22 protein-coding genes and 2 tRNA genes are annotated in these 24,633 nt (G+C 64.9%); 6 read left to right on the top strand and 18 right to left on the bottom strand.

What is annotated here, in order from left to right:
* Positions 1-557: 557 nt before the first annotated feature.
* Entirely contained in the window at positions 558-1,679 is a 1,122-nt protein-coding gene (locus Q322_RS0120320; RefSeq protein ID WP_084148131.1) for an oxidoreductase, read from the top strand.
* Between the two features lie 27 nt (positions 1,680-1,706).
* On the opposite strand, the gene Q322_RS0120315 is transcribed toward Q322_RS0120320, so the two are convergent.
* From Q322_RS0120315 to Q322_RS0120275, 9 genes are all read right to left on the bottom strand, one after another.
* Complete coding sequence (locus Q322_RS0120315) at positions 1,707-2,084, bottom strand: hypothetical protein (protein ID WP_029479648.1); 378 nt, start codon at positions 2,082-2,084, stop codon at positions 1,707-1,709.
* Positions 2,081-2,776: an N-acetylglucosamine kinase gene (locus tag Q322_RS0120310; RefSeq protein ID WP_051668824.1), complete on the bottom strand. Its 696-nt coding sequence runs from the start codon at positions 2,774-2,776 to the stop codon at positions 2,081-2,083. Before Q322_RS0120310 ends, Q322_RS0120315 begins: the two co-directional genes overlap by 4 nt.
* Positions 2,776-4,017, bottom strand: coding sequence for an ABC transporter substrate-binding protein (locus Q322_RS0120305; protein WP_029479646.1), 1,242 nt, complete (start codon positions 4,015-4,017; stop codon positions 2,776-2,778). Before Q322_RS0120305 ends, Q322_RS0120310 begins: the two co-directional genes overlap by 1 nt.
* 88 nt (positions 4,018-4,105) lie before the next feature.
* Positions 4,106-4,987, bottom strand: a complete 882-nt coding sequence (locus tag Q322_RS0120300) for a carbohydrate ABC transporter permease (protein WP_051668823.1) — start codon at positions 4,985-4,987, stop codon at positions 4,106-4,108.
* Positions 4,974-5,909, bottom strand: a complete 936-nt coding sequence (locus Q322_RS0120295; protein ID WP_029479644.1) for a carbohydrate ABC transporter permease — start codon at positions 5,907-5,909, stop codon at positions 4,974-4,976. The genes Q322_RS0120300 and Q322_RS0120295 overlap by 14 nt, the downstream gene beginning before the upstream one ends.
* Positions 5,910-5,943: 34 nt before the next feature.
* Positions 5,944-6,603, bottom strand: a complete 660-nt coding sequence (locus tag Q322_RS0120290; protein WP_029479643.1) for a hypothetical protein — start codon at positions 6,601-6,603, stop codon at positions 5,944-5,946.
* 20 nt (positions 6,604-6,623) lie between these two features.
* Positions 6,624-8,405 (bottom strand): hypothetical protein, encoded by a 1,782-nt coding sequence (locus Q322_RS0120285; RefSeq protein WP_029479642.1) that lies wholly within the window; start codon positions 8,403-8,405, stop codon positions 6,624-6,626.
* A 17-nt stretch (positions 8,406-8,422) separates the two neighbouring features.
* Positions 8,423-9,937, bottom strand: a complete 1,515-nt coding sequence (locus Q322_RS0120280) for an endo alpha-1,4 polygalactosaminidase (protein ID WP_029479641.1) — start codon at positions 9,935-9,937, stop codon at positions 8,423-8,425.
* Positions 9,934-10,713: a DeoR/GlpR family DNA-binding transcription regulator gene (locus tag Q322_RS0120275; protein WP_029479640.1), complete on the bottom strand. Its 780-nt coding sequence runs from the start codon at positions 10,711-10,713 to the stop codon at positions 9,934-9,936. Before Q322_RS0120275 ends, Q322_RS0120280 begins: the two co-directional genes overlap by 4 nt.
* Positions 10,714-11,628: 915 nt before the next feature.
* Here Q322_RS0120275 and Q322_RS0120270 point away from each other — a divergent pair.
* Genes Q322_RS0120270 through Q322_RS0120260 form a run of 3 tightly spaced genes read left to right on the top strand, consistent with a single transcriptional unit; the run spans position 11,629 to position 13,992 of the window.
* Positions 11,629-12,186, top strand: coding sequence for a DUF305 domain-containing protein (locus Q322_RS0120270; protein ID WP_029479639.1), 558 nt, complete (start codon positions 11,629-11,631; stop codon positions 12,184-12,186).
* A gap of 25 nt (positions 12,187-12,211) precedes the next feature.
* Positions 12,212-12,898: a winged helix-turn-helix domain-containing protein gene (locus Q322_RS0120265; RefSeq protein ID WP_029479638.1), complete on the top strand. Its 687-nt coding sequence runs from the start codon at positions 12,212-12,214 to the stop codon at positions 12,896-12,898.
* Positions 12,895-13,992, top strand: coding sequence for a sensor histidine kinase (locus tag Q322_RS0120260; RefSeq protein ID WP_029479637.1), 1,098 nt, complete (start codon positions 12,895-12,897; stop codon positions 13,990-13,992). Before Q322_RS0120265 ends, Q322_RS0120260 begins: the two co-directional genes overlap by 4 nt.
* A gap of 255 nt (positions 13,993-14,247) precedes the next feature.
* Here Q322_RS0120260 and argR read toward each other — a convergent pair whose 3' ends face one another.
* The 4 genes from argR to Q322_RS0120240 form a co-directional block, all read right to left on the bottom strand.
* Entirely contained in the window at positions 14,248-14,718 is a 471-nt protein-coding gene (gene argR / locus Q322_RS0120255) for an arginine repressor (protein ID WP_029479636.1), read from the bottom strand.
* A 48-nt stretch (positions 14,719-14,766) separates the two neighbouring features.
* Entirely contained in the window at positions 14,767-16,023 is a 1,257-nt protein-coding gene (coaBC, locus tag Q322_RS0120250; RefSeq protein WP_029479635.1) for a bifunctional phosphopantothenoylcysteine decarboxylase/phosphopantothenate--cysteine ligase CoaBC, read from the bottom strand.
* Positions 16,024-16,071: 48 nt separating this feature from the next.
* Positions 16,072-16,989, bottom strand: a complete 918-nt coding sequence (locus tag Q322_RS0120245) for an AEC family transporter (protein WP_245593338.1) — start codon at positions 16,987-16,989, stop codon at positions 16,072-16,074.
* A 340-nt stretch (positions 16,990-17,329) separates the two neighbouring features.
* Positions 17,330-18,025, bottom strand: coding sequence for a Crp/Fnr family transcriptional regulator (locus Q322_RS0120240; RefSeq protein WP_029479633.1), 696 nt, complete (start codon positions 18,023-18,025; stop codon positions 17,330-17,332).
* A 300-nt stretch (positions 18,026-18,325) separates the two neighbouring features.
* On the opposite strand from Q322_RS0120240, the gene Q322_RS0120235 reads away from it, so the two are divergent.
* A complete protein-coding gene (locus tag Q322_RS0120235; protein WP_029479632.1) occupies positions 18,326-20,161 on the top strand; it encodes an acyl-CoA dehydrogenase C-terminal domain-containing protein in 1,836 nt (611 codons plus the stop codon).
* A gap of 1,050 nt (positions 20,162-21,211) precedes the next feature.
* Here Q322_RS0120235 and Q322_RS0120225 read toward each other — a convergent pair.
* Positions 21,212-21,286, bottom strand: a tRNA-Val gene (locus tag Q322_RS0120225).
* 18 nt (positions 21,287-21,304) lie between these two features.
* A tRNA-Cys gene (locus tag Q322_RS0120220) sits at positions 21,305-21,378 on the bottom strand.
* Between the two features lie 120 nt (positions 21,379-21,498).
* Here Q322_RS0120220 and Q322_RS0120215 point away from each other — a divergent pair.
* The gene (locus tag Q322_RS0120215; RefSeq protein WP_029479630.1) at positions 21,499-22,389 is read left to right on the top strand and encodes a glycerophosphodiester phosphodiesterase family protein; all 891 of its coding nucleotides are present in this window, start codon (positions 21,499-21,501) and stop codon (positions 22,387-22,389) included.
* A 167-nt stretch (positions 22,390-22,556) separates the two neighbouring features.
* Here Q322_RS0120215 and Q322_RS0120210 read toward each other — a convergent pair whose 3' ends face one another.
* From Q322_RS0120210 to Q322_RS0120205, 3 genes are all read right to left on the bottom strand, one after another.
* A complete protein-coding gene (locus Q322_RS0120210; RefSeq protein WP_029479629.1) occupies positions 22,557-23,774 on the bottom strand; it encodes an adenylosuccinate synthase in 1,218 nt (405 codons plus the stop codon).
* A gap of 143 nt (positions 23,775-23,917) precedes the next feature.
* On the bottom strand, positions 23,918-24,202 hold the full coding sequence (locus Q322_RS23770) for a DUF7710 domain-containing protein (RefSeq protein WP_156953209.1): 285 nt from the start codon (positions 24,200-24,202) through the stop codon (positions 23,918-23,920).
* Positions 24,199-24,624 (bottom strand): secondary thiamine-phosphate synthase enzyme YjbQ, encoded by a 426-nt coding sequence (locus Q322_RS0120205; protein ID WP_029479628.1) that lies wholly within the window; start codon positions 24,622-24,624, stop codon positions 24,199-24,201. Before Q322_RS0120205 ends, Q322_RS23770 begins: the two co-directional genes overlap by 4 nt.
* Positions 24,625-24,633: the final 9 nt, after the last annotated feature.

Below are 24,633 nucleotides of genomic sequence, written 5' to 3'. Positions count from 1 at the left end.
GGCTTTATCTTCCTGGATTTCAGCCTGTCTCCGGCTACGGCCATGCCCAACGCGTGCCCAACCGACATGGGATGTGCTGGGATAGATTGGGATGGAACAGAACTTGGCACCGAAGTGTTCATTGAAAAACTACGTTCCACAAGGACAGTTTAACTCGTGCTGATTTGAGAAGTGGTGAGGTGGGACGAACTATCGTACGACTTCTAAGCGGTCGGTCAATGGTTCGAGTCCATTAGGGTGCACCATAAGAAAAAAGCCGCCCAGAGCGGCGACAGCACAAAATAGAGACCCTAGGGCTGAACAGGTCTCCTGGGGTGTCCGACTATGAGTGCGACTGTTGTCATGCACAGTGGGGCGGGCGGGCACCACCTCCATGAGGGTGATGGCCTGCGCGCTTACTCAGGTTGAAGCCAGTGGTGTGGGAGCCTCTGGTCACTGCAAGCGCCTGGCCCCTCTAGAAACCTGGTCAGAGCCAGATCGTCGGCAGCGTCACGCGCTTGCCCTTTACCTTCGCCCAACCCCACACACGCTACGCTCGCCCCAGACAGGAGATCAGCATGCAGACCCAGACCAATGCCGTTCGACGCTGGAGTCACCTCAGCGCCGCCCAGAAGACCGCCATCATCACCGCTGGAACCGTGCAGGTGGGACTGTTCGCCGCTGCCTGGCTGGACCTGAACCGCCGCCAGCCAGATCAGCTCAACGGCAGCAAGGCGGGCTGGCGCGCGGCCCTCTTTCTCAACTTTATTGGTCCGCTGGCGTATTTCGCCACGGGCCGCCAGAAGGGCGACTGGAGTGAGGCTGACATGCCCGATCAAAGCGGCAGGGTGGCTGTCGTCACCGGCGCGAACAGTGGCCTGGGCTATGAGACGGCCCGCGCCCTGGCCCAGCACGGCGCAACCGTCGTGCTGGCCTACCGGAGCGCCCAGAAGGCGGAAGCAGCCGCCGCGCGCATCCTCGCCGCGAATCCTGCGGGCAAAGTGGTCATCATGGCCCTGGACCTGGAAGATCTCGATTCGGTGCGGGCTTTCGCCGATGACTTCAAGAGCAAATTTGAACGTCTGGATCTGCTGGTCAACAACGCGGGCATCATGGTGCCGCCGCAGGGCGAGACCGGGCAGGGCTTCGAGACGCAGTTCGGCGTCAACCACCTGGGCCACTTCGCGCTGACGGCGCAGCTTATCGGCACGCTGAATGGTACGCCCGGCGCGCGGGTGGTCACGGTCAGCAGCATCGCGCACCGCTTCGGGCAGATCGAGTTTGGTGACCTGAACTGGAAAGCCCGCAAGTACAAGGCCATGCCTGCCTACGGCCAGAGCAAGCTTGCCAACCTGCTGTTTACCCACGAGTTGCAGCGCCGGTTGGGGGCGGCGGGCAGCGGCACCCTGGCCGTGGCGGCCCACCCCGGTTACGCGGCCACCAGCTTGCAGGGCGAAGGCGTCAACGACGGTCTGATGGGACGGCTGGCCCAGACGCAGCAGATGGGCGCGCTGCCCAGCCTGTACGCGGCGACTGCGCCGGTGGTGGCGGGCGGCGAGTTCTTCGGCCCCTCCGGCTTCGCAGAGATTGCGGGCCACCCGCAGCGCGTGGAATCCAATGCCCGCTCACACGACGCCGAGACCGCCCGGCAGTTGTGGACGGTCTCGGAGGAGCTGACCGGCGTGACGTTCCCCCTCTGAGCCTGGGTCAATCTCTCTGGGCCTGGGTCAATCTGAGAGGGGAGAGGCCGCAGAGCGTGGTCCGTCACGTGGTTCCGCCGCATTCACGTCCACCACCTGGCCCGTCTGCCGCGCCCGCTCCGCTGCGAAGACCATCAGGTGACTTTCCAGCGTTTCCTGCGGACCGCTGAGGATCAGGCCAGGATCGTTTTGCCCCACTGCGGCCAGAAACGCCGCCATCAGCCCGTCGTCCCCGCCGCCGTGACCCGACAGGATGCTGCCGTCCGAGGCGATGTCGGTGTCCATCACGGAGGTCTCGCCGGTCAGGAAGTCGTAGACCTCGATGCTCTGGCTGTCGCCGTATAGCTCGCCGCGCGTGCCGAAGATGCGGGTCTCGCGTCCGCGTGCGCGGGTGAAGGCAGTCATGGTGAAGCTGGCCGTCCGGTGGGCTGCCCGTCCCCGGCCAGATCATCCACCGAGCGGGCCAGCGTGGCGACGGCAGAGCGGACATGTGCCTGCCCGTAGTACCACATCAGCAGGTCCGGCTGGGTGGGGGGGCCGCCCAGCACGGGGGTCAGCAGCGCCTGCGCAAAATCGGCGTCGGCGTGCCGTCCGTCCAGCGCCTGACTGGCCAGCCCCAGCGCCCGCCGCCCGGTCCAGTACGCGCTGCCCTCGTCGCCAAAGCCCTCGCCCCAGCCGCCGACACGGAGCTGATTTGCACCATCGTCCGCCCAGGCCATCGAACCCGTTCCGGCCAGCAGCAACACGCCCGGCCCGCCGGTGAAGGCCCCGGTAAAGGCGGCCTCCACGTCGTTCATGACGCTGTGCGGGCAGGTGGGGAGCAGTTCGGTGCAGACGGCGGTCTGCCGGGCGCTGAAGGCCGGGGACTCGCCGTAGCCGGGCAGCCCCAGCGCCGCGCGGGCCAGTGGGCCGGGAGCGGGGTGGCCCGTCAGGAAGGCCCGCAGCACCGCTTCCCACTCGGGACGGTCAAAGGGATTGATGCCCGGGGCGTAAAACGGCCCCACCACCTCTCCCGCGCCGCTCACGTAGGCCAGCGCGGTCTTGCTGCCGCCGCCGTCCAGGCCCAGCACCCACCCCTCTGCGGCCTGCCCGGTCATTACTTGGCCGTTTTCAGCAGGGTGTCCATCTCGCTGGAAGCCTGCTTGATGGCGTCGGGCAGCTTGGCGTTGCCGGTCCAGGCCAGGTTCAGCTTCTGGCTCAGCACGGTCAGCACTTCCGGCAGCACTTTCAGGCTGCGCAGGCTGAAATTGATCACCACCGAATTCGGCAGTTGCGCGAACACCGTCTGGGCGTTTCTGCCGGGCAGCGCCTGGAGGTACTGGCTCTTGTAGTTCTCGGCCAGCGTGGGCAACAGCCCCTTCTGGGCCAGGATGCGCTGCGCCTGCGGGCTGGTGTTCATCCAGGTGACCAGCGTCTGCGCGGCGTCCTTGTTCTTGCTGCCCGATGGCACCACCAGCGCGTGGGCGCTGACCACCGGGCGCGGCTGCTTGCCGTCCACGCTGGGGAAAGGTGCAAAGGCCCAGTCCAGTTCCTTGTTCTGGTCCCAGGTGCTGACCATCCAGCTTCCCTGCACCAGAATGCCCATCTGTCCGGCCAGGAACATCTGGTAGCCCTGCTGGGTGGACGCCTGCGGGCCGGGGGAGACCTTGTCCTTGTAGATCAGGTCCAGCAACTTCTGCGAGGTCTTGGCGAAGGTGGCGTCCAGGTTGGCCGTGTAGCTGTCGCCGGTCTTCTTGATCAGGCCGGTGCCGCCCGCGCCGAAGTAAAAGCTCATGCCGTATTCCAGATCGGCCTGAAGGTCTGCGCCGTTGATGCCGTAGATCTGCTTGCCGTCCTTGGTAAAGGTCAGTTTCTTGGCGGCGGCCAGCATCTGGTCAAAGGTCCAGCTTGAGGTGGGGACCGGTACGCCGCGTTCCTTGAACAGCGCGCGGTTGATGTACACCGTGACCGGCTGCGGTCCCAGCGGCACGGCGTACAACTGCCCTGCCACCCTGTACGGGGCGGTTCGCACACTCGGCAGTGCCGCCGCCGTCTTGGCGTCCAGCTTGATCGGCGAGAGCGCGCCCTGCGACTGGTAGAAGGGAAAGTTGTCCAGGTTCATCCACATCACGTCAAACGTACTGCCCCCGGCCACCATCGCGGCGGCCTTTTGCCAGTACACGCCCCAGGGAACCAGGTTGTACTTGACCGTGATGTCGGGGTGCGACTTGTTGAAGGCGGCGATCAATGCCTCGTCGGCCTGCTGACGGGTGCCGTCCCAGGTGGCGTAGTCGATATTGACGGCAGTGGCAGCGGTGGACAGACTCAGGGCAGCGAGCAGGAGCAGGGTCTTTTTCATGGTGGTTCCTCCAGAAAATGTGAGAGGGCGGCGATTGATTGGGACACTGGCGGTTCGGACGTTGGAAACATGGTCTGGCATGGTTGGATTACCCCTTCAGGCCGCTGGTGATCGCGGCGTCGGTCAGGTAGCGCTGGACGAACATGTAGGCGATGACGGTGGGCAGCGTGGACAGGGTGGCCCCCGCCATCAGCACCGGGATGTTGACCGAATACTGGTTCTGGAAGCTCAGCAGGCCCACCGGCAGCAGCATCTTCTCGCTGCTCTGCAACACGATCAGCGGCCAGATAAACGACTGCCAGTTGCCCAGGAAGGAGAACAGCCACGCCGCCGCGATTGCCCCTTTGGCGGCAGGCAGCGCCACATGCCGCAGCGCCGTGAACCACGAACCGCCGTCGATCAATACGCTTTCTTCCAGCGAGCGCGGCAACGAGCGGAAGAACTGGAACAGCAAAAACACGGTAAAGCCGCTGGCGATGCTGGGAACGATCAATGCCGTGAAGCTGTCGTACCAGCCGAGCTGCCGGATCAGCAGGAACACCGGAATAATGGTGACCTGCCAGGGAATCATCAGCGAGAGCAGATGCGAGCCGAAAAACAGCCCCTGCCCCGGAAAGCGCAGCCGGGCAAAGGCGTAGGCGGCAGGGGCGGCGGACAGGATGTTCAGGCTGGCGATCAGCACGCTGGTCCAGACCGAGTTGAAGAACATCCTGGCAAAGGGAATGGTGTCGAACAGTTGCGTGAAATTGGCCAGGCTCCACTTGGCGGGCAGCCAGATCGGGGGCCAGGTGTACGCCTCGGCTGGGGTCTTAAAGGCGGTCAGGATCATCCAGACGAAGGGCAGCAAAATGGCGACGGCCCCCAGCGTCAGCAGGCCCAGCAGCCCGGCCTGCGATCCGCGCGCCCGCGCCTTCAAGGAGGCGTCGCGGCGGGTCAGGGGTTCGGGGCGCAGCGGTTCAGACCTGGTCATAGTTCACCCACTTGCTCTGGTTGCGCCACTGGATCACCATCAGGCCGATCAAAATGACCGCCAGCAGCCAGGCCAGCGCCGAGGCATAGCCCATCTTGAAGAAGGTAAAGGCGGTCTTGTAGATGTACAGCGCGACGGTGGTGCTGCTGTCGCCGGGGCCACCGGCAGACAGCACCAGCACGGCCTCGAACACCTGTAGGGCACCGATTAGGCTCAGCACCAGCACCAGAAAGACGGTGGGGCTGATCATCGGCAGCGTGATAAAGCGGAACGCCTCGAACGGTTTGGCCCCGTCGAGCTGGGCCGCCTCATAGAGGTCTTTGGGCACGCTCGCCAGCGAGGCCAGGAACAGGATGATGCCCTGCCCCGAACCCTGCCACACGCTGAAGATGGCCACGGCGGGCAGCACCCAGGCGGGCGAACCCAGCCAATTGGGGCCGTTGACGCCCAGCCAGCCCAGCACCAGGTTGACCAGCCCCTGCGGGGCCAGCAGCACCTGCCACAGCAGCGCCACGGCCACGCCAATGGTGACCATCGGCAGGTAATACACCGTGCGGAACACCGTGCATAGCCAGCCCGCCTTCAGGTTATTGATCCACACGGCCAGCGTCAGCGAGATCAGCACCCCGGTGGGCACCGCCAGCAGCACGTAGATCAGCGTGTGCGACAGAGCGGAGGTGGCACGTGGATCTTGCAGGGCGGTGGCGTAGTTCTGGAGGCCCACGAAATTGGGCTTGCTCAGGCCGCCCCAGTTGGTGACCGAGATGCCCAGCGAGGCGGCGATGGGCAGCACCGCAAAGGCCAGGATGCCCAGCGTGCTGGGCAGGATCAGCAGCAGGGCCATCAGGGTTTCCTGCCGCCGCATAGGGGAGGCTCGCCGCTTTCGGGCTGGAACGGTGACGAGTGGAGCGGCGTTTTGCATCAATGCCTCCTTTTAGAACCTTAGCTTTGGACACTCAGGGCTTGCCGACGGCCAGGCCAACGGGATAGCGGCTGCCCAGGCCGATGTTCAGGTCAGGGACGGGGTTGACGGTACTCAGCGAGGCGGCGGGATAGCGGATCAACGAGCCGGGATCTGTGGCGTTCGTTCCGGCCACGCCCGCCGCGCCGGTCTTGTTGACCACCCACAGGTTGCCCGCGCTGTCGAAGGCCAGCCCTGCCGGGTCATACAGGCCGGAGGTGATGGTCTTGGTCACGGCGGCGTCACCGTTGACCGAATACGGGCCGTTGGCGGCGGGCAGCGCGGTGATGTTCACGCCCAGCACACTGCTGACGCCCGCGTTCTTGCCGCTGATCCACAACGTTCCGTTTCGCACGGTCAGGGTGCCGCCACCCAGATCATTGAGCTTGCCGGGGAAGGTATACACGCCGCTCAGAACGGGCGTGGCCGACACGTCGTATTTCAGGATCAGGCCGAAATTGGTGTTTAGCCACAGGGTGTCACCGTCCAGGGCCACCATCTGCGGGAAGCCCAGACCCAGGCTACGGTCCACGTTGAAGCCAAGGCCCTCGGTGGCCGAGCCGCTGTCATAGCGTCCGACATGGGGCGTCGTGACCGCTGCGCCGCCCGGCGTGCTGCCGCTCTGGACCACCCACAGGCGATTCTGCGCGTCCACGGCCAGGCCGGTGGGGTAGCTCAGGGTGCTGATCTGGGTGATGCCCGCGCCGCTGTTGAGGCTGAATGACGGGTCACGTTGTCACTTGCCACGTTGTCCACGACGTACTGGTTGCCCGCCGAGTCCAGTGCCACGTTCCACGCCTGCTGCACGCTGGCGTTGGGCAGGCTGCGGGCCGGGGCGGTGTTGCTGGTCAGGCTGGCGCTGCTGTCAAAGGCCAGCACCTTGCCCAGCCCCGCCTGAGCGACGAACACGCTGTCGCCGTTCGTTTTCCAGGTCTTCAGACGCAGGTCATAGCGCATGCTCTCGCCCTGGCTCTGCGCCCGGACAGGAATGATGAACGTGCTGGCCGCCGCCGAGGCCGCCACATTTAGCGTCAGTGTGACCTGGGTCTGCGGGCCGGGTGTCACGCGCGTCTGGCTCAGGGTGGCGGTGACCCCGGCAGGCAGGTTGCCCAGACTCAGGTTGACCTTGCCGGTGTAGCCGTTCACGGCGGCAATGTTCAGCGTGGCGCTGGCGCTGCGGCCCACGCCGGTATTCAGGGCAGGGGGCGAGAAGGTGGTGGTAAAATCCGGGGCCGTCACCTTGTCGTAGGTTTCGCAGCCAGGAATGGCCCTGATCTGCGGCGTGCTGTCGGCGTAGTCGTACACCCGATTAAAGGCAGCGTCCGAGTAGGCGGCGATCCAGCCGTCCCTGTGTTCGCGGGCGCGCAGATCGCGGGCAAAGTTATACGACGCGCACTGCACCTCGTAATTGTCCGGGTGGCCGAAATCCTGCTGAAACACCACGCCGCCCGCCCGGAAGTATTCCAGGGCCAGACCATCCCGGTTGGCGCGGAAAGCCCGATCATCATCAGTTTGTTTGGGATTTGTACCTTGATTCCGTTCGTAATACTGCTCCCAGGTCTCGTAGTTTTGAGACTGGAAGGGCCAGACCGCGTCGTCGGCTGCAACGCCATTGACTGGTTTGGGCTTGTTGGACTTGGTAATCGCCACCTCGTGCATCACGGCGTCCACGTAGCCCTGCGTGCCGTCGCCCGCGTTCTGGCGGTCCAGCAGCAGGTCAAAGCCGCCGTTCTGCACCAGCAGGGCGTTTCCAGCCACACCGCGCAGCTCCTGAATGGTCTTGATGTAGGCCCGGCGCATCTCGGAGTAAGTCGGGCGGCCCGCGTCCAGCGACACCGCGCCCTCCACATATGCCTGTGAGGTGCTTCCGGCGGCGTCGGCATTTTTAAAAAACTCCGCGTCGTCGGCAGTATCCAGGAACAGGCCGTCGAAGCCCCGGTCCAGCAGCGCGTCAGCCTGCTGCGCCACGAAGGCGCGCACCGCCGGGTTGGTCAGATCCAGGATGTACGCGCCAAAGTTGCCGTTGACGCCCAGGAACCATTTGACGCTGTCATTCTTGTGCGCCTCATAGATGGTCTGGCCGGTCTTTGTCACGCCGTTCTCGTAATAGGTGTTGTTGTTGCCCAGCTCACCGATGGCCAGATACACCGCGCCGTAGCTGATGGTCTGAATGGCGCTGAGCTGGTCCGGGGTCAGGTCCGGCTGGACGATGTTGAAATCCTTCTGACCCAGCGCGGTCAGCGTGGCGCTGTCGGGTACGCGGTAATAGGTGGCGAAGCTGGCGACTTTAGAGCTGCCGTCACTGTAGCGCAGGCGCGAGGGCGCTCGGGTCACGCTCTGGCTGCTCAGAATCGCGGTTTCGCCTCTGTTCTGGGCGATAGGCGAGGACGGCCCGGAAGCGCACGAGGCCAGGCTGACCAGCGCGGTCAGGAGCAGAATCTGACGTCCTGTGTTCATCCTCTCTCCGGCCCGGCTCAAGGGTTGGCCTCGTAGATCTGATCCAGGCCGATGGTGGACACGTACGGCACGAAGCCGAAGGACTTGGCCCGCTGGTAATCACGGGTGATCAGCTCCTGCTGGCCCGGCAGCGCGTAATCCATCGTCAGCACTTTCAAGCCGGGCTTGGACAGCGACTCCACGAAGCTGGGGTCACCGTTGACGCTGCCGTAGGTCTTCTTGTCGAAGCTGTACATGCTCGAAAAGTTCTCGAACATCACCGCGTCGATGCTGGGCGCGGTCTGGTTGAGCAGCGCGAAGCCCCGGTTCTGCACGATCACGGCGTCGGGGTAGGCGGCGCGCAGGTCCTGCACGATCTTGACCAGCCCCGGCGCGATCTTGGGGTATAGGTCGGCGGTGTCCAGCGTGTCCAGGAAAAAGCCGTCGAAGCCCTGCTTTTTCAGCCTGGCTGCCTCGTCGGCCACCATCTTCTGCCAGCCAGGCTGCGAGGCGTCGATGAACTTGGACCCCCAGTTCTTGTTCTCGCCCAGAATCCAGCTTGGGTTTACTGTGGGCGCGGCGGCGCTGTTGCGGTCCAGCTCGCCGACTGTCATATAGGCCACGACGCGCGTGCCGTTGTCGTGCAGCATCTTCAGTTGCGCGGCGTTCACCGTGCCGGGCTGCACGATGGCGAGGTCATAGTTGAGCAGCTTCTGCACGTCCGCCGCCTTTTTGCCGTAGTACACCCCGTACGAGCCGATGTCCGACAGGCGGCTTGCCAGCGGTGAACCCGCCGGGGACTTGCCCAGCTTCTCGGTGACCAGGGCGGCCAGGGCGCTGGCGTCGGCCACTTTTTCGGTAAAGGCCAGGTAGCCGTAGTTGTTGGGCGAGTTGAAGTCGCCGCCCACCGGCCAGATCGGGTATTCGGCGGCCTTCTGGTGTTCGCGGCCCACCTTGAGCGCCCAGATGTCCCCGGCCTTGGCGGCGGGAAAGGTGGGGCTGTTCAGCGGAATCGACAGCTCCAGCACCCAGCGCTTGTCCTCGATGCGCCCCACGCTCTTGTAATCGGTGCCAGCGGTGTACGCCTTAAAACGCGTGCCTGCCGGGTTGACCGCGAAGTGGGCTTCCTCGGGCGCGTTCACAAAGGGCTGGGTGCGGATGAACAGCTCCATCACGTCGTCGTTCCACCACTCGCCCGCGTCGGTCTTCAGCACGGCTTTCACGGTGTCCCCCGGCTGATCGAACACGCCCAGCACGTACAGGTTCTGGTCGTCGTAGGCCATGCTGTAATAGCCGCTGTTGCTCACCGGCACGCTGGGGACGCCGTTGCTGAGGATCACCTTGTACTGCGGCAGGCCGTCCCACTGTTTCAGGTCGCCGCCCACGTTGATGGTGCGTTTGACCGCCTGGGCCACGCTGGTTTCGGCAACGCCCTTGCTGGCGCTCTGGGCCAGGCCGACGGTCAGCAGGGTCAGGGCCAGCGTGACGGCGGAACGTTTGGCGGCGCGGTTCACTGTGCGGCTGTTCACTGTGCGGTTCACTGTATTTTTCATAACTTCCTCCCGAGGGGAACGAACGTGGTGTCTATATTGAGGTCGGCCAGGCGGGTCTTCCAGGCCCCGTCCAGCGCGCTGTCGGTGATCACTGTGTGAATGTCAGAGATGGGGGCCACCGCGTAGGGCGCGCTGCTGCCGAACTTGCTGGCATCGGCCAGCAGGACCGCCTGCGAGGTGCGGGCGATCATGGCCCGGTTCAGGCTGGCCTCGGCGGGATTCAGGGTGTACATCTGGGCGTCGCCGCGCACGGCGCTGGTCCCCAGGTACAGTTGATCGAACCAGAACTCGCCCAGCAGCCGCTCGGCGTAGGGGCCAACCATGCTCAGGTTCTCGTTGCGCAGTTGGCCGCCCAGCAGGTTGACGCTCAGGCCCTCCACATTCACCAGGTCCTGTGCGACGGCCAGACCGTTGGTGAAGATGGTCAGCGGCAGCGGTTCGACGCGCAGCCGCCGTGCCAGTTGCAAGACGGTGGTGCCGGCGTCGAAAAAGACAGTGGTGTGGGGCTGCAACAGGCCGTAGGCCACCTCGCCGATGGCCCGCTTGGCGTCCAGATGCTCCTGCACGCGCGACTGGAAGGCCAGTTCCGGCCCCGCCGCCTCGGCCAGCCGCGCGCCGCCGTGGGTGCGGGTCACGATGCCGTTTTCCTCCAATCGCTGCAAATCCCGGCGGATGGTCACGATGGACGCGCCCGTGGCCTCGGCCAGCTCCTGCACGTTGGCAAAGCCCGCGCTGTAGAGGTGGTGCTGAATCTTGTTGATGCGGTCTGACTGCACTGGGCACCTCTGGCCAGAATGGGGCCATCCGAAACGGGTTGAATTAAAACAGCGGGTTGATTGGTTGCAGACACGTTAGCACCAGATTCGATCAAAAGCAAGCGCTTTTATGATCGTATTTGATCATCCCGTTTGACCCGAGCAGGCCAACTGGGTGAGGCCGGTTCCCATTCATTGGCAAAATTCATGCCTGGCCGCAGTCGGGCGGCTGCATGCAGAGGGCACGATGGCCCGGCAGCCTGGCGGTATGGCGTCGGTTCGGGGCCGGTGTCCCGGTTGATCAGGCCGCCTGGCCGAGTCTTGTCCTGGCCGTGCAGATCGTGGGCTACGGCAGGGTTGGCAGGACGAGTCAGGTCCTCCGGCGTGACCTCTGCCCGCCCCACGACGGGCCGGATTCCGTCGAGGATCAGGGCATTGGTCCAGACCACAGCATCAGAGAAAAAGGACAACTGAGAACTTCCGTTCTCCCGAATGCTCCGTCAAATCCACTCGCTGTCCTGGGCAGCACAGACTTGTCGTCATGAACAGCCGTCCATCGGGCCGCATGCCCGTCCGGTCAACAGCGCACAGCTCTTCTGACCACTACTCTGAACGTAGCCCCGCCAGGAAAAACCTGGCCTGGACGGCCCTCCCGATTGTTTAGAGAATGCCCCCAGAGTACGCGGGCAAGGTATGGATGCGTTGCCAGGCGGTCAGGCAGAGATTGGAGTCCCGCAGGGTGGGCCGAGGGAAGGCCGCCGTGGAGGACAGCGACAGAGGAGGTGGGACCAGACCGGTCTTCTCGCCGTATTTCCTGCGCCACCTCTTTGCGCCCTCCCGTCCCCGGCACATCTGAACCGGACGCCAGATCGTCTGTCCGCCTGCATCCCGGACCCGCTTTACAGCCTCTTAACACCGCTCCCTCATGCTGGGGCCATGAAACGCTTTGCGCTGCTCGTGACCCTCGGCCTCACGCCCCTGGCCCATGCCCAGATGAACATGCCCGGAATGAATCACGGGACCACCCTGAACAGCGGCCTGGAGACCCTGAAGGGCAGGGCGTTTGACCGCGCCTTCCTGTCCATGATGATCGTTCACCACCAGGGCGCGGTGGACATGAGCAAGACCGTGCTGAACAACGTCAAGGACGCTCAGGTGAAACGTTGGACGGCGGACATCATCGGTGTCCAGCAAAAGGAGATCAGCGAGATGAACACCTGGCTGAAAACCCTCGGCGGCGTGGACAGAAGCGTCCAGGCCGGGATGAACACAGAGATGAAAGGCATGATCACGGCCCTGAAGGCCAGCAAGGACAGTGACCGGGGCCTGGTGGAAGGCATGCTGCCGCATCACGCCAGCGCCATCGAGATGGCGAGTCTGGCCCTGCAAAAGAGCAGCGACGCCCGCGTGCTGGGCCTGGCCCGCGACATCATCCGCTCACAGGCCGATGAGATGTACGCTTACCGCCAGTGGCTGATCAAACGCGGATTGTAAGGTTCAGGGTGAGCGGGGGCGTGCTGTGGCCCGCGTCCTGATCGTGGATGACGATCCGGCCATCCTGGAAATCCTGCACGCCTACCTGAGCGGCGAGGGCCACGAGGTGTTGCAGGCGTCCGGCGGCCACCATGCCCGAGAACTGCTGCCACGCGCCGACTTGGCCGTGCTGGACTGGATGCTGCCGGAGGTCAGTGGCCTGGACCTGGTCCGCGAGGCACGCCAAGCTGGGCTGGACCTGCCCCTGCTGATGCTCACCGCGCGCGGCGAGGAGGAGGACAAGCTGCGCGGCCTGGACCTGGGCGTGGACGACTACGTGGTCAAGCCCTTCAGCCCGCGCGAGGTGGTGGCGCGTGTGCGCGCCCTGCTGCGCCGCGCGGGCGTGCGCCACGAGATTGGCAGCGGCGAGCTGTTTCTGGACGTGCGGACCCGCCGCGCCACGCTGGCCGGTCAACCCCTGGAGCTGTCCAAGCTGGAATACGACCTGCTCAGCACCTTCGCCCAGCATCCGGGGCTGGTCTGGACCCGTGAGCGGCTGCTGGAACGGGTCTGGGGCCACGACTTTCCCAGCACCGCGCGGGTGGTGGACGTGCATGTCACGGCGCTGCGCCGCAAGCTGGGCGACGACGCCGACTGCCCCCGCTACATCGAGACGGTGCGCGGGGTGGGCTACCGGTTCAGGGAGGAGCCGCAGGCGGGTGAGGTCGGCTGAAACTCTATGCCCGGCTGTTCCTGTCGCACCTGCTGGTGATCTGCGTGGCGCTGCTGACCGTGCTGCTGCTCAGCGAGGCGCTGTCGTCGGCGTTTATCCGCCACCACGTCGAACAGATGGTCACGCTGATCGGCCCGGACGGGGCCAGCCTGCGCCTGGACCTGGAACGCGGCGTGCGGCGCACCCTGAACGCGGCGCTGCTGGCCTCGTTGCCGCTGGCGCTGGTGCCAGCCGCCCTGACCGCGCTGTTCTCGGCGCGGCGGGTGGTGCGCTCGGTAGAATGGCTGCGCGACGGCAGCCACGCCATCGCCACCGGGGATTACGGGCGGCGGCTGCCTGAGGAGGGCCGCGACGAATTGACTGACGTGGCGCGGCACTTCAACCGCATGGCCGCCGCCCTGCAAACCGTGGAACAGGGCCGGGTCGAGCTGATCAGCAACGTGGCCCATGAACTGCGGACGCCCCTCTCCGCGCTGCGCGGTTACGCCGAGGCCATCAAGGACGGCGTGATGACGCCAGGGGCCGTGTCCGGAGCGATCCTGCGCGAGACCGGGGCGATGGAGCGGCTGGCCCAGGACCTCAGTGTGGTGTCGCGGGTGGAGGCGGGCGCGGTGGAGCTGCATCCCAGCGACTTTGCCCCACAGGCGCTGATCGCCGATGCCCACGAACGCTTTGCGGGAGCTTACGAGGAGCGGGGCGTGGCGCTGGTCCATCTCGGAGCCGGGGGGCTGCCTCCGGTCACGGCAGATTTCGAGCGCGCCTCGCAGATTCTGGCCAACCTGCTGGGCAACGCCCTGCGGCACACGCCGCGCGGCGGGCAGGTGACGCTGGGAGCCGAACACCGGGGCGGCGACGTGGCGTTCACGGTGGCGGACACGGGCGGCGGCATCTCCGCCGAACACCAGGCCCGTATCTTCGAGCGCTTTTACCGCGTGGACGCAGCCCGCACGCGCGGCGACGGCAGCGGGGTGGGGCTGACCATCGCCCGTGGCCTCGCTACCCGCATGGGCGGCAGCCTGACGGTGAGTTCAGGTCCGGCGGGCAGCACCTTCACGCTGATCCTGCTGGCGGCGCACCCTTCAGCGCACGACTGAAAAGATGCCCTGAACGGTCCCCCTCTTGATGTCACGTTCCGGAGCTTGGTTTGCTGCCCGCGCTGTTCCAGCACATTCCACTGAGGCGGGGTCGGTTCTGGAGCGGTGACCCAGAGCATGTGTCCGAATTACAGCATCGGGAAAGGAAACTCCCGATGCTTCCATGCTCTCCTTCGGAGTTGTACCAGTCCCAAATACTCGGCAAAATTCATTCACTTCGTTCGGTCAAAAGTAATCACTCTTTTGACAAATGCTCTAACCCAGCATCAGCGCGTGCAACTCTTCCATCAGCGCCTCACCCTCGTCGGTGGTGCGGGCCACCACGAAAATGGTGTCCTCCCCAGCAATGGTGCCCACGATGTCGTCGCGGCGCAGGCGGTCCAGCAGCAGCGCCACCCCGGACGCGTGGCCCTCGGCAGTGCGGACCACCAGCATGTTCTCGCCCCGGTCCACGTCCTGCACGAAGTTCTGGAACAGCCGGGCCAGTTCGCCCTCCACGTCGCCGTGGCCCCCGGACTGCGACAGGGCGTAGCGGTGACGGCCCTTGCCCACCGGCACCCGCACCAGCCGCAGCTCGTTGATGTCGCGGCTGACGGTGGCCTGCGTGACCAGCACGCCTTCCCGGCGCAGGAATTCCACCAGTTCGCCCTGCGTGGATACACTCTCGCGGGCGATGATGTCCTGAATGCGTTTCTGCCGCTGTTCCTTGCTGAGCTTGCCTGGCACGCCCGCTACTTTATGCAGTCGGGATGAATAAAGCAATTGGGAAGGGGCTTAACCTGCTGTTCGCTGCACGTGAACCCGCAACGCCTCGTCCAGCAGTCGCCGCGCCACCACGCGCTTGCTGGTGCGCGGCCAGTCCTCGTGCGAGCCGTCGGCACGGACCAGCGTGACCTGATTGTCGTCGCCGCCGAACGCCGTTCCTGCTTGCGTGGGGTAATTGAGCAGGATGAAATCGGCGTTCTTGCGCGCGGCTTTGGCGGCGGCCCGCTCCACCCCCGCGTGCGTCTCCATCGCGAAGCCCACCAGCACGCGCCCACCCCTGTCGCGCCCCAGCTCGGCCAGGATATCGGGATTGGGGGTCAGGTGAATGCTCACGTCGCCCGCCACCTTGGCCTGCTTTTCGCCCGCAGGCTCTGCGGCGCGGTAGTCGGCCACTGCGGCGGTCATAACCACGATATCGGCGTCGTGCGCGGCCTGAATCACGGCGTCGCGCAACTCCAGTGCCGACCCGATGCGGACCACAGCCATGCCGGGCGGACCAGGCAGATTCACCGGACCCGTCACCAGTACCACCTCGGCTCCCCGGTCCCGCGCGTCCTGCGCCACCGCGAAGCCCATCTTGCCGCTGCTGGGGTTGCTGATAAAACGCACCGGGTCCAGATACTCGCGCGTCGGCCCGGCGGACACCACCACCTTCAGGCCCTCCAGATCACGCCCTTCTGATTCAGGGGGGAGGGCAGGCTCCAGCAACTTCAGCGCGGCGGCGGCAATGTCTTCCGGTCCGGCCATGCGCCCGATGCCCGCGCCCTCGCCGCGTGTGCCGAACGCGCCCACCTCTGGCCCCAGGAAGTGGTGGCCCCACTCCCGCAATCTCTGCACATTAGCCTGCACCGCTGGATTTCGCCACATGGCCGCGTTCATGGCCGGAACCCACAGCACCGGCCCCGGCACGCTGAGCAGCGTCGCCTGCGCCAGATCGCTCGCGTGGCCGTGTGCCGCGCCCGCCAGCAACTCGGCAGACGCACCCACGATCACCGCCGCGTCGGCCTTTGCCAGCGTCAGGTGCAGGGCGTCGGGGCGGGGCGAGAACCACGCTTCATCGGTCCCCACCGGGCCGTCGGCGGCGGTGGACAGACTCAGCTCGGTGATAAAGGCCAGGGCCGCGCGGGTGGCGATCACGTTCACCTTCACGCCGCCCCCGCGCAGCCGCCGCAGCACGGAGGGCGCTTTGACCGCCGCCATGCTGCCGCCCACGATCACCAAGACCGTGTTCTGGTGCTCTGCTTCCGAATCCGCCGGGTGTGCCATCACCCCCGGAGTCTAGCGGGCGAACCGTTCGATCCGACTCGACCCCGATTAGCCCAGCCCCGGCAACAGCGCCACCACCGCCGCAATACTCAGCACCGATCCCAGCGTCGTGACCAGCACCACGCCCGCCACCGTGTCCGAGTCGCCGCCGTACTCCTGCGCGATCAGCAGGGCATTGACGGCGGTGGGCATGCTGGCCGACAGAACCAGCACCGCCAGCGATTCGGCGCGCAGGCCCACCACAAAGCCCACGCCCAGGGCGATCAGCGGCCCGCCGATCAGCCGCGCCGCACTTGCCAGCCACACCCGGCGGTTCAGCGGCGGCCAGCCTCCCGCGCCCAGTTGCAGCCCCAGCGACAGCAGCACCAGCGGCAGGGTGGCCTGCGCCAGCAACGAGACCCCACGCGTGACGCCCTGCGGCACCGGCACGTTCAGCACCCGCAGCGCGACCGCGATCAGCGCCACCCAGACGGTAGGCAGCCGGAACACTGACCGCAAGATGTCGGCCACGCCGTACTTCTGCCCCGCCCTGGACGCCGAGCCGTAGATGGCCGGGCCGACTATATACATGGCGACGATCGAGACCAGAAAAACAACGGTGGCCCGGTCAAAACCGCTGTCCCCAAAAACGAACAGCGCAATCGGCAGCCCCATGTTGCCGCTGTTCCAGATGCCGGAAGCGGCGCTCAGGCTGCGGCGTTCGGCGTCGGGGCGGCCCAGGCCAGCCAGCCAGCCCAGCCCCAGTGACAGGCCCATCACCAGCAAAAAGGCCAGCCCCAGTTGTCCGGCCTCGGCGGCCTTGACCGGCGTGCGTAGAATCACGTCCAGCACCAGCGCCGGAATCAGCAGGTACATGGTGATGCGCGAGATGGTGATCTGGTCGATCTTCATCCGCGAGGCCAGCAGCGCCCCCAGACCGGCGACGATCATCACGGGCAGCAGCACGTTGCTCAGGGCTTGGAACATTCCAGGGGGCATCTTGGCACAAACCGGGCAGGCGTGAGGGGGCAGGGCGTCTATACCCAAAACAACGCAGCATCAAAAGCTCAAAAGTACAGTGGGCTGCAAGGTCATCCCCTCAGCCTGCTTGCCCTTGAGCAGAGCCAACGAGGGCGGAAGATTGTGCAGCGCGGCAATCTCCCTGCCTTCCTGCGGGCAGGGACAGACTTGCAAGGCTGCGGAGCAGAGGGGTTAAACCGTGGGAGCCTCCAGACGATGGGCACCGGCCCGCTCCGCATCCCCCACCTGAAAGCCAGGGCATAAAAAAGCCCTCTCCGAAAGGGGAGAGGGCCAGAGAAGAGGGCGTCTAGTTGCCTTCCTCAATGTATCTTTTCAGCGCTTCCATGCGGACGATGATTGGGGTGCGGGCGCGCACGATTGCGCCGTCCAGCTTCAGCTTGCCCAGCGAATGGCTGACCGTTTCGCGGGTGGCCCCCACCATCCGAGCAATGTCTTCCTGATTCAGCTTCAGGTTCAGCTCGACGCCCTGGTTGTGCGGTCTGCCAAATTCGCGGGCCAGGCGGTACAGCAGGCTGGCGACGCGCTCCGGGGCGCTGTAGGCGCTGACGGTAGCGCTCCACGACTGCGCCTCGAATAGCCGGGCGGCCATCAGGCGGATCAGTTTCATGGCCAAATCGGGCTTGCTGCTCAGCAGGGACTGCAACTCGCTGCGCGGCAACACGATTAAAGTGGTGCGCTCCAGCGCCTCGGCCTGGGTGGGGCGGCGTTCTTCGGGCTGCAAGAGCAATTCGCCGAAGGTATCGTGCTGCCCGATCACGCCCAGGATCGCCTCCTTGCCGTTGGGAAACAGTTTGCTGATCTTGATCAGGCCGCTTTTCACGAAGTACAGCGCGTCGGCGGGGTCATCCATACGGTAGACGACCTCGCCCGGCCCGTACTGGCGGTAGGGGGTCGTGGCCGCCACCTTTTCCAGCTCGGCCAGTTCAAGGTCGGCAAACAGCTCGGTGCGTTTGAGGTGCCAGACCAGGCTCGGATAATTCATGATCCCCAGCAGGATACTCGAATTGGGCGGCCTGAGGGGCAGATGTGCCTCCGCAGTCAAGACTGCCGGTAATGAACACCGGGTCATTTACAATAGCATCGCCCCATACTGGCGCGGGCGTCTCCGGGGCCGGTAGTGACCCCGGCCTATCCGTCTATAAAGGGAGAAAGGAGGAAGCGAGAGAATTTCGCGTGACATTCGCCCCCGGAAGTTTTATACTCGGTCTAAACAACAGTGCCGGGTATCGTGCCGCAGGGGCATGGGTCCTGCACCACCGTGTCTGTGACACAAGGAGTCTGCATGCCTACCTATAAAGCACCGCTGCGCGACATCAAGTTTCTGATCAACGAGCTGCTGGACGCCCCCGCAGAGCTGGCCAAGATGCCGTACTATGCCGAGAACGAGACCGCCGATGGTGCCCTGATGGAACAGGTGCTGGACGAGGCCGCCCGTTTTGTGGAAAGCGAACTGGTGCCGCTGAATGTGGTGGGCGATCAGCAGGGCTGCGTGCGCCACGATGACGGCGAGGTGACCACGCCCGACGGCTTCAAGGCCGCCTACGACAAGTACCGCAAGGCAGGCTGGACCGCGCTGGACGCCGATCCCAATTACGGCGGCCAGGGCATGCCACATCTGGTGTCCAACGTGCTGGTGGAACTGCTCAACAGCGCCAACGTGGCCTGGAGCATGTACCCCGGCCTGAGCCACGGCGCGTACAGCGCCCTGCACGCGGTGGGCAGCGATGAGCTGAAAGACCTGTACCTGCCCAAGATCGTCTCCGGCGAGTGGACCGGGACCATGTGCCTCACTGAGCCGCACGCCGGGACGGACCTGGGGATCATCCGCACCAAGGCCAAAGACAATGGCAACGGCACCTACGCCGTCAGCGGCACCAAGATCTTTATCAGCGCCGGTGAGCATGACCTGGCCGAGAACATCGTGCATCTGGTGCTGGCCCGTCTGGAAGGCAGCCCGGAAGGCACCAAAGGCATCAGTCTGTTCCTGGTTCCTAAGTACCTGCCCACCGCTGACGGCAAGCCCGGCGAGCGCAACGGCGTGGTCTGCGGCAGCCTGGAACACAAGATGGGCATCAACGGCAACGCCACCGCCCTGCTCAACTTCGACGGTGCGACCGGCTTCCTGGTCGGCGAGATCAACAAGGGCATGAACCACATGTTCATCATGATGAATGCGGCCCGCCTGGGCACGGGATTGCAGGGTCTGGGCCTCGGTGAAGTCGCCTATCAGAACGCGCTGGCCTACGCCAAGGACCGCCTCCAGATGCGCCACACCCCGCGCATGAATCCCGCCGAGAGTGCCGACTCGATCATCGTCCACCCCGACGTGCGCCGCATGCTGCTGACCGGCAAGGCCTACACCGAGGCGGGCCGCGCCATGGCGATGTGGCTGGCCCTGAGCATCGACACCGAACACCACCATCCCAGTGAAACCGCGCGCCAGGAAGCGGGCGATCTGGTGGCGCTGCTGACCCCGATTGCCAAGGCCTTTATGACCGACAACGGTTTCAATATCGCTGTGCAGAGTCAGCAGGTCTTCGGCGGTCACGGCTACATCCGTGAGTGGGGCATGGAGCAGTTCGTGCGCGACGCCCGCATCAGCCAGATCTACGAGGGCACCAACGGCATCCAGGCGCTGGACCTGCTGGGCCGCAAGGTGCTGATGGACGGCGGCAAGAAGCTCCAGAAGCTGGCCGGGATGCTTCAGGAATTCGTGGACGAGAACGAGTCCGACGAGCACATCGGGGAGCATGTCACCGCACTCGGTAAGGCCGCGCAACAACTGGGCAGCATCACCATGGTGGTGGGCCAGAAAGCCATGAGTGGAGAGGGGGGTGCGGACGAGGTCAACGCCGCCGCCGTGGATTACCTGCGCTTCTTCGGCCATGTGGTGTACGGCTACCTGTGGGCGCGCATGGCGAAGGTGGCCCAGGCCAGGATCGACGCCGGGCAGGACAGGGACGGCTTTTATCTGGGCAAAGTGCAGACCGCGCGCTTCTACTTCACCAAACTGTTTCCCGAAATCAAGGCGCTGGCCGCCACCATCAAGGCCGGGAACGGGCCGCTGGCCGTGGATGACCGCATGTTCGGCCTGGAACGCGAACTCGTCACCGCCTGATCTTTCAGGGTTGTTCGGGCGGCGCTCACTCCTGCGGGGGTGGGCGCTGCTCTTTTGCCTGAAAATGTAAAGCACTTCAGCTTGGGGCGCAGCCGATAAAAAACCCCACCTGAGCGGAGATTGCTGACAGGTTCGGGGCGTCCTGGCCGACGGGGTTGATGGTGCGGCCCGACTGCCAGCAGTGCAGGAACTTCTCGATCTGGCTCAGGAAGTTCGGCGAGCCTCAACGATTTGACCAGATACGGACTGGCACGCAGGGTGTTCGCCTCGCTGACATGCCTGCTGGGTGCTGGAGGTGAACAGGATCACCACCGGGATACGGACCAAGTGCTGGCCCCTCTTCATTTCCCAGCCGCTCATCCCGGGCATATCGGGGTCCAGCAACACCACGTCGACCTTGAAGTTCTGGTCCTGCAACAGCGCCAGGGCTTGGTATCCACCTCCGGCGCGAGTCCGCACGCATTCCGGGCCAGCAGATGGTCTTATGGACTGTCATCGACCACGAGATAAGAGAGGGGCAGCGGCCCGCCCTGAATGATCCAGCGTCCTTGATGCTGGCCTGCGGTCCTTCTCGGGACCTTGCCCGGCGGCGTGGGCGAACAGTGCTAACCCGCCTGTGGACTGGGACGCTCGGCAGACGGCAGACGGCAGACGGGGCCGCACCGGTGCGGGGGACTTTACGCGGGCCACCGGTTTGAGCCGCCCCGAGGGGCGCGGGACCAGCAGAAGCGCGATGGCCAGGGCACCGAAAAACACGATCAGCAGGAGACTTACCATGCCGGGCAGTATGCTGGCACCACCCTGACCGACCTATTACAAACTGCCCCATAAGCGGCTAATCGTACATTCAGGGCGGACGGCAGTATTCAACCCGGTTCAAAGGATTTGATGGGGAAGGCTTGACGGTCCCTGCGCGGTCCTCGGCGCTTCCGAACACCTGTGGGATCGTGTGGCCACCGTCCTCTCCCGGCACCGGACAGCGCTGAGGCCGCACCCACTGAAAAAGACAGTTCTATAGAAAAAACCCTCGCCTGAGCGAAGGTTTCTGTATGGTAGACCCGAGCAGATTTGAACTGCTGACCCCTACAGTGTCAATGTAGTGCTCTACCCCTGAGCTACGGATCTGAAAAATGGGGCGTGGTTTGGAGGCGCTGACCGGACTCGAACCGGTGGTGGAGGTTTTGCAAACCTCTGCCTTACCACTTGGCTACAGCGCCAAAACCCGAACACGCCGAACTGCAAGCCGCCGTCTGGCAGGGCCGTTCTCTCCAGCGCAAAGAATACTAGCACGGCCCCGCAACGCTGTAAACCGGGGCGCAGCCCGCTAAAGTGGACCCATGAAAAAACGTGGTTGGGCAGGAGCGGGCTTATTGACGCTGGGACTGCTGGGCGTGCTGGGCGCGTGTGGCGGCGGCGCGGCGCAGTCCAATCCCCTGATCACGGGGCGCGTGTGGAACGTGGCCCACCAGGGCGGCGAACTGCTGTGGCCCAGCAACACCATGCTGGCCTTTCGCCACGCCGCCAAATTGGGCGTGGACATGCTGGACACCGACATGCACGCCACGAAGGACGGCGTACTGGTGCTGTCCCACGACACCACATTGGATCGCCTGACCGACACGCGGGGCAAGATCGAGGACATGACGCTGGCGCAGGTGCAGGCGGCGGACGCGGGCTACACCCTCTCGCCCGCTGGGGACAAGACCTTTCCTTTCCGGGGTCAGGGCGTGCGCGTCGCCACGCTCTCGGAGCTGCTGACCGAGTTTCCGAATATGCCGCTGTCCATCGAGATCAAGCAGGTCACGCCAAGTCTGGGCGTCCCCTTCTGTAAGGCGCTGCGGGACGCCGGGGCCACCGCGCGCGTGGTGGTGTCCAGCTTCAGCGACGTGGCGATGGGCGATTTCCGCGCCGCCTGCCCCGAGGTGCTGAGCAGCATGACCGAGAAGGAACTGCGCCCGCTGGTGCTGCTGAGCAAGGTGGGATTGGCTGGGCTGGCTCCAGTGCCCGGCAGATCGGCGCAGGTGCCGCTGACGGGCGGCGGCCTCACGGTGGTCACGCCGTCCTTTGTGAAGGCCATGCACCGCCGGGGCGTGTCGGTGCAGGTCTGGACCATCAACGACGAGGCCACCATGCGCCGTCTTGTCAGGATGGGCGTGGACGGGATTCTAACCGATGATCCGGTCCTCCTCCAGCGGGTGCTGGAGGAGGAAAAAGGGGCCGAGAAGTAATACGGACTCCGATTGAAAGGTTTTGGAAACACCTGGAAATCCGAACGGAGTGAGCAGGAGAAAAACGGGTTCCGGGCGTGGAGTGTAGGAATCGGCGCTGTCCCGATTTCTGCACGAAACAAACGGAATCCGTATAACCTCTCAATCCCTCTCTTGACTGAGCGCAATCAGCCCCAGCTCACTGCCCCGTACGTCTGCTCGCGGGCGGGGCCGCAGGAAAAGATCACCACGGGGCAATTCACAGTTTCCTCGATCAAGTTCAGATACGCCTGGGCCTCGCTGGGCAGACTTTCGCGGCTGTCTGCGCCGTCGGTGGTGGTCCAGCCGGGCATGTTCTTGTAGATGGGCTGCCCATCTGCGTCATAGGCCACGCAGACGGGAATGCGGTCCAAACCTGCCAGAATGTCCATCTTGTTGATGACCAGCCCGTCCAGGCCGTTCACCTCCACGGCGTACCTGAGCAGCGCCAGATCCAGCCAGCCCACGCGGCGGGGGCGGCCAGTGGTGGTGCCGTACTCGTCCCAGGGCTTGCTGCCGTCACCGCGCAGGCGCAGGATCCCTGCATCGTCCAGCACCTCGGTCACAAAGGGGCCGTGGCCGACGCGGGTGTTAAACGCCTTGGCGACGCCGTAGACCTTGTTCAGCGCCTTGTGGTTGACGCCCGCGCCCACCAGGATGCCGCCCACGGTGGGGTGGGAGCTGGTGACAAAGGGGTAGGTGCCGTAATTCAGGTCCAGCAGCGTGGCCTGCGCGCCCTCGAACAGCACGTTGCGCCCGTCCACGATGGCCTGACGGAGCTGCGCCCCGGTGTCCTGCACGAAGGGCAGCAGCGCCTCGCGGGTGGGGGCCAGGGCGTCCAGGGCCACTTCTACACTAGTCCAGCCCGCGTCGTGGGTGCTGTTGGGCTTGGCCTCCAGCAGGCGTTCCAGGCGTTCTCGCAACACGGCGTCGTCGGCCAGATCGCCGAAGCGCAGGCCCACGCGGCGGGCGCGGTCCGCGTAGGCCGGGCCGATGCCGCGCCCGGTGGTGCCCACGAAATCCTTGCGCCCATCCACGTATTTGTGGTGCGGCAACACCAGATGGGCGCGGTCACTGATCCGCAGTTCCGGGTCAATGCCCGCGCTGAGCAGGTTCTGGCGTTCTTCCATGAATTTGTCGGCGTCGATCACCATGCCGTCACCCAGGATGCTGACCGCGCCGGGATGCAGCACGCCGCTGGGCAGCAGATTGAGCTTGAAGGTCTGCCCCTTGGCGGTCACGGTATGCCCGGCGTTCGCGCCGCCCTGAAAACGCACCACAAATTCCGCCTGCGGGGCCAGGAAATCGGTGATCTTGCCCTTGCCCTCGTCGCCCCACTGCGCCCCTAAAATTGCAATTCCAGGCATCTCAGCCCTCCGGCCATGCGCGCAGACTTGCTTCTCTTTGCCTGCATCTGGACCCACATTTGGATTCAGGCGGCAAAAAAAAACACGGCGCACGGCACCGTAATTCAGCTTAGCCGATGGCGGCTGGAGGGGGGTGAGGTTGTTTACCCGGCAGCGTGACCGGGTTCACCATTTTGATAACGCTCGTGCGGCTGGCTGGCGCTGCTAAAAGTCGCAATAAATCCAGGCATCTTGTGTCGGTCTCCTTTCGGCTTGAACGCCCCGCTTTTCACCGCCCAGTCGTAAGCTCCAATATCCAGCGGAGAGGCGGTTAATGTTCCGCTGAGCCGATGCTGCCGAATCCAAGCCTCTCCGAGTTGCTGGCTGGAAAACACGCCTGCGGGGAACGAACTGTTGTGACCAGTAAAAACCCAGACCTGCTCAGTCACCTTTCTTCCCCCAGCAGCGTCAGCACCAGCCGCCGTGCGCCGCCGTGATCGCGGTGTTCACACAGGTAGATGCCCTGCCACGTTCCCAGCGCCAGCCGTCCATCCCGTACGGGCAGGCTCAGGCCCGCGCCCAGCACGCTGGTCTTGATGTGCGCGGCCATGTCGTCGTCACCCTCCAGCGTATGCTCGAAACGCTCCCAGCCGTCGGGAACGGCGTGGTTGAAATAGCGCTCGAAGTCACGGCGCACGTCGGGACTGGCGTTCTCGCTGACGGTCAGGCTGGCCGACGTGTGCTGGATGAAGACGTGCAGCAGGCCCGCCCGCACCCCGGCGAGTTCGGGCAGGGCCGACACCACCTCCCGCGTGATCAGGTGAAAGCCGCGCGGATGCGGCCTCAGGGTCAGGTCACGTTGGTGCCACATGCCGCCCAG

This window comes from Deinococcus frigens DSM 12807 (assembly GCF_000701425.1).
GTDB classification, from domain to species: Bacteria; Deinococcota; Deinococci; order Deinococcales; family Deinococcaceae; genus Deinococcus; species Deinococcus frigens.
Note: the sequence above shows the minus strand (reverse complement) of the source record. Positions and strands in the feature narration are given on the sequence as shown.

Excerpts from the sequence above, each read along its gene's own strand:
- Q322_RS0120210 (WP_029479629.1), bottom strand. The coding sequence starts at position 23,774 with ATGCCTGGAATTGCAATTTTAGGGGCGCAGTGGGGCGACGAGGGCAAG.
- Q322_RS0120205 (WP_029479628.1), bottom strand. The coding sequence starts at position 24,624 with ATGTGGCACCAACGTGACCTGACCCTGAGGCCGCATCCGCGCGGCTTT.
- coaBC (WP_029479635.1), bottom strand. The coding sequence starts at position 16,023 with ATGGCACACCCGGCGGATTCGGAAGCAGAGCACCAGAACACGGTCTTG.
- Q322_RS0120240 (WP_029479633.1), bottom strand. The coding sequence starts at position 18,025 with ATGAATTATCCGAGCCTGGTCTGGCACCTCAAACGCACCGAGCTGTTT.
- Q322_RS0120270 (WP_029479639.1), top strand. The coding sequence starts at position 11,629 with ATGAAACGCTTTGCGCTGCTCGTGACCCTCGGCCTCACGCCCCTGGCC.
- Q322_RS0120285 (WP_029479642.1), bottom strand. The coding sequence starts at position 8,405 with ATGAACACAGGACGTCAGATTCTGCTCCTGACCGCGCTGGTCAGCCTG.
- Q322_RS0120310 (WP_051668824.1), bottom strand. The coding sequence starts at position 2,776 with ATGACCGGGCAGGCCGCAGAGGGGTGGGTGCTGGGCCTGGACGGCGGC.
- Q322_RS0120280 (WP_029479641.1), bottom strand. The coding sequence starts at position 9,937 with ATGAAAAATACAGTGAACCGCACAGTGAACAGCCGCACAGTGAACCGC.
- Q322_RS0120295 (WP_029479644.1), bottom strand. The coding sequence starts at position 5,909 with ATGCAAAACGCCGCTCCACTCGTCACCGTTCCAGCCCGAAAGCGGCGA.
- Q322_RS0120215 (WP_029479630.1), top strand. The coding sequence starts at position 21,499 with ATGAAAAAACGTGGTTGGGCAGGAGCGGGCTTATTGACGCTGGGACTG.
- Q322_RS0120320 (WP_084148131.1), top strand. The coding sequence starts at position 558 with ATGCAGACCCAGACCAATGCCGTTCGACGCTGGAGTCACCTCAGCGCC.
- Q322_RS0120235 (WP_029479632.1), top strand. The coding sequence starts at position 18,326 with ATGCCTACCTATAAAGCACCGCTGCGCGACATCAAGTTTCTGATCAAC.
- Q322_RS0120305 (WP_029479646.1), bottom strand. The coding sequence starts at position 4,017 with ATGAAAAAGACCCTGCTCCTGCTCGCTGCCCTGAGTCTGTCCACCGCT.
- Q322_RS0120300 (WP_051668823.1), bottom strand. The coding sequence starts at position 4,987 with ATGACCAGGTCTGAACCGCTGCGCCCCGAACCCCTGACCCGCCGCGAC.
- Q322_RS0120315 (WP_029479648.1), bottom strand. The coding sequence starts at position 2,084 with ATGACTGCCTTCACCCGCGCACGCGGACGCGAGACCCGCATCTTCGGC.
- Q322_RS0120245 (WP_245593338.1), bottom strand. The coding sequence starts at position 16,989 with ATGTTCCAAGCCCTGAGCAACGTGCTGCTGCCCGTGATGATCGTCGCC.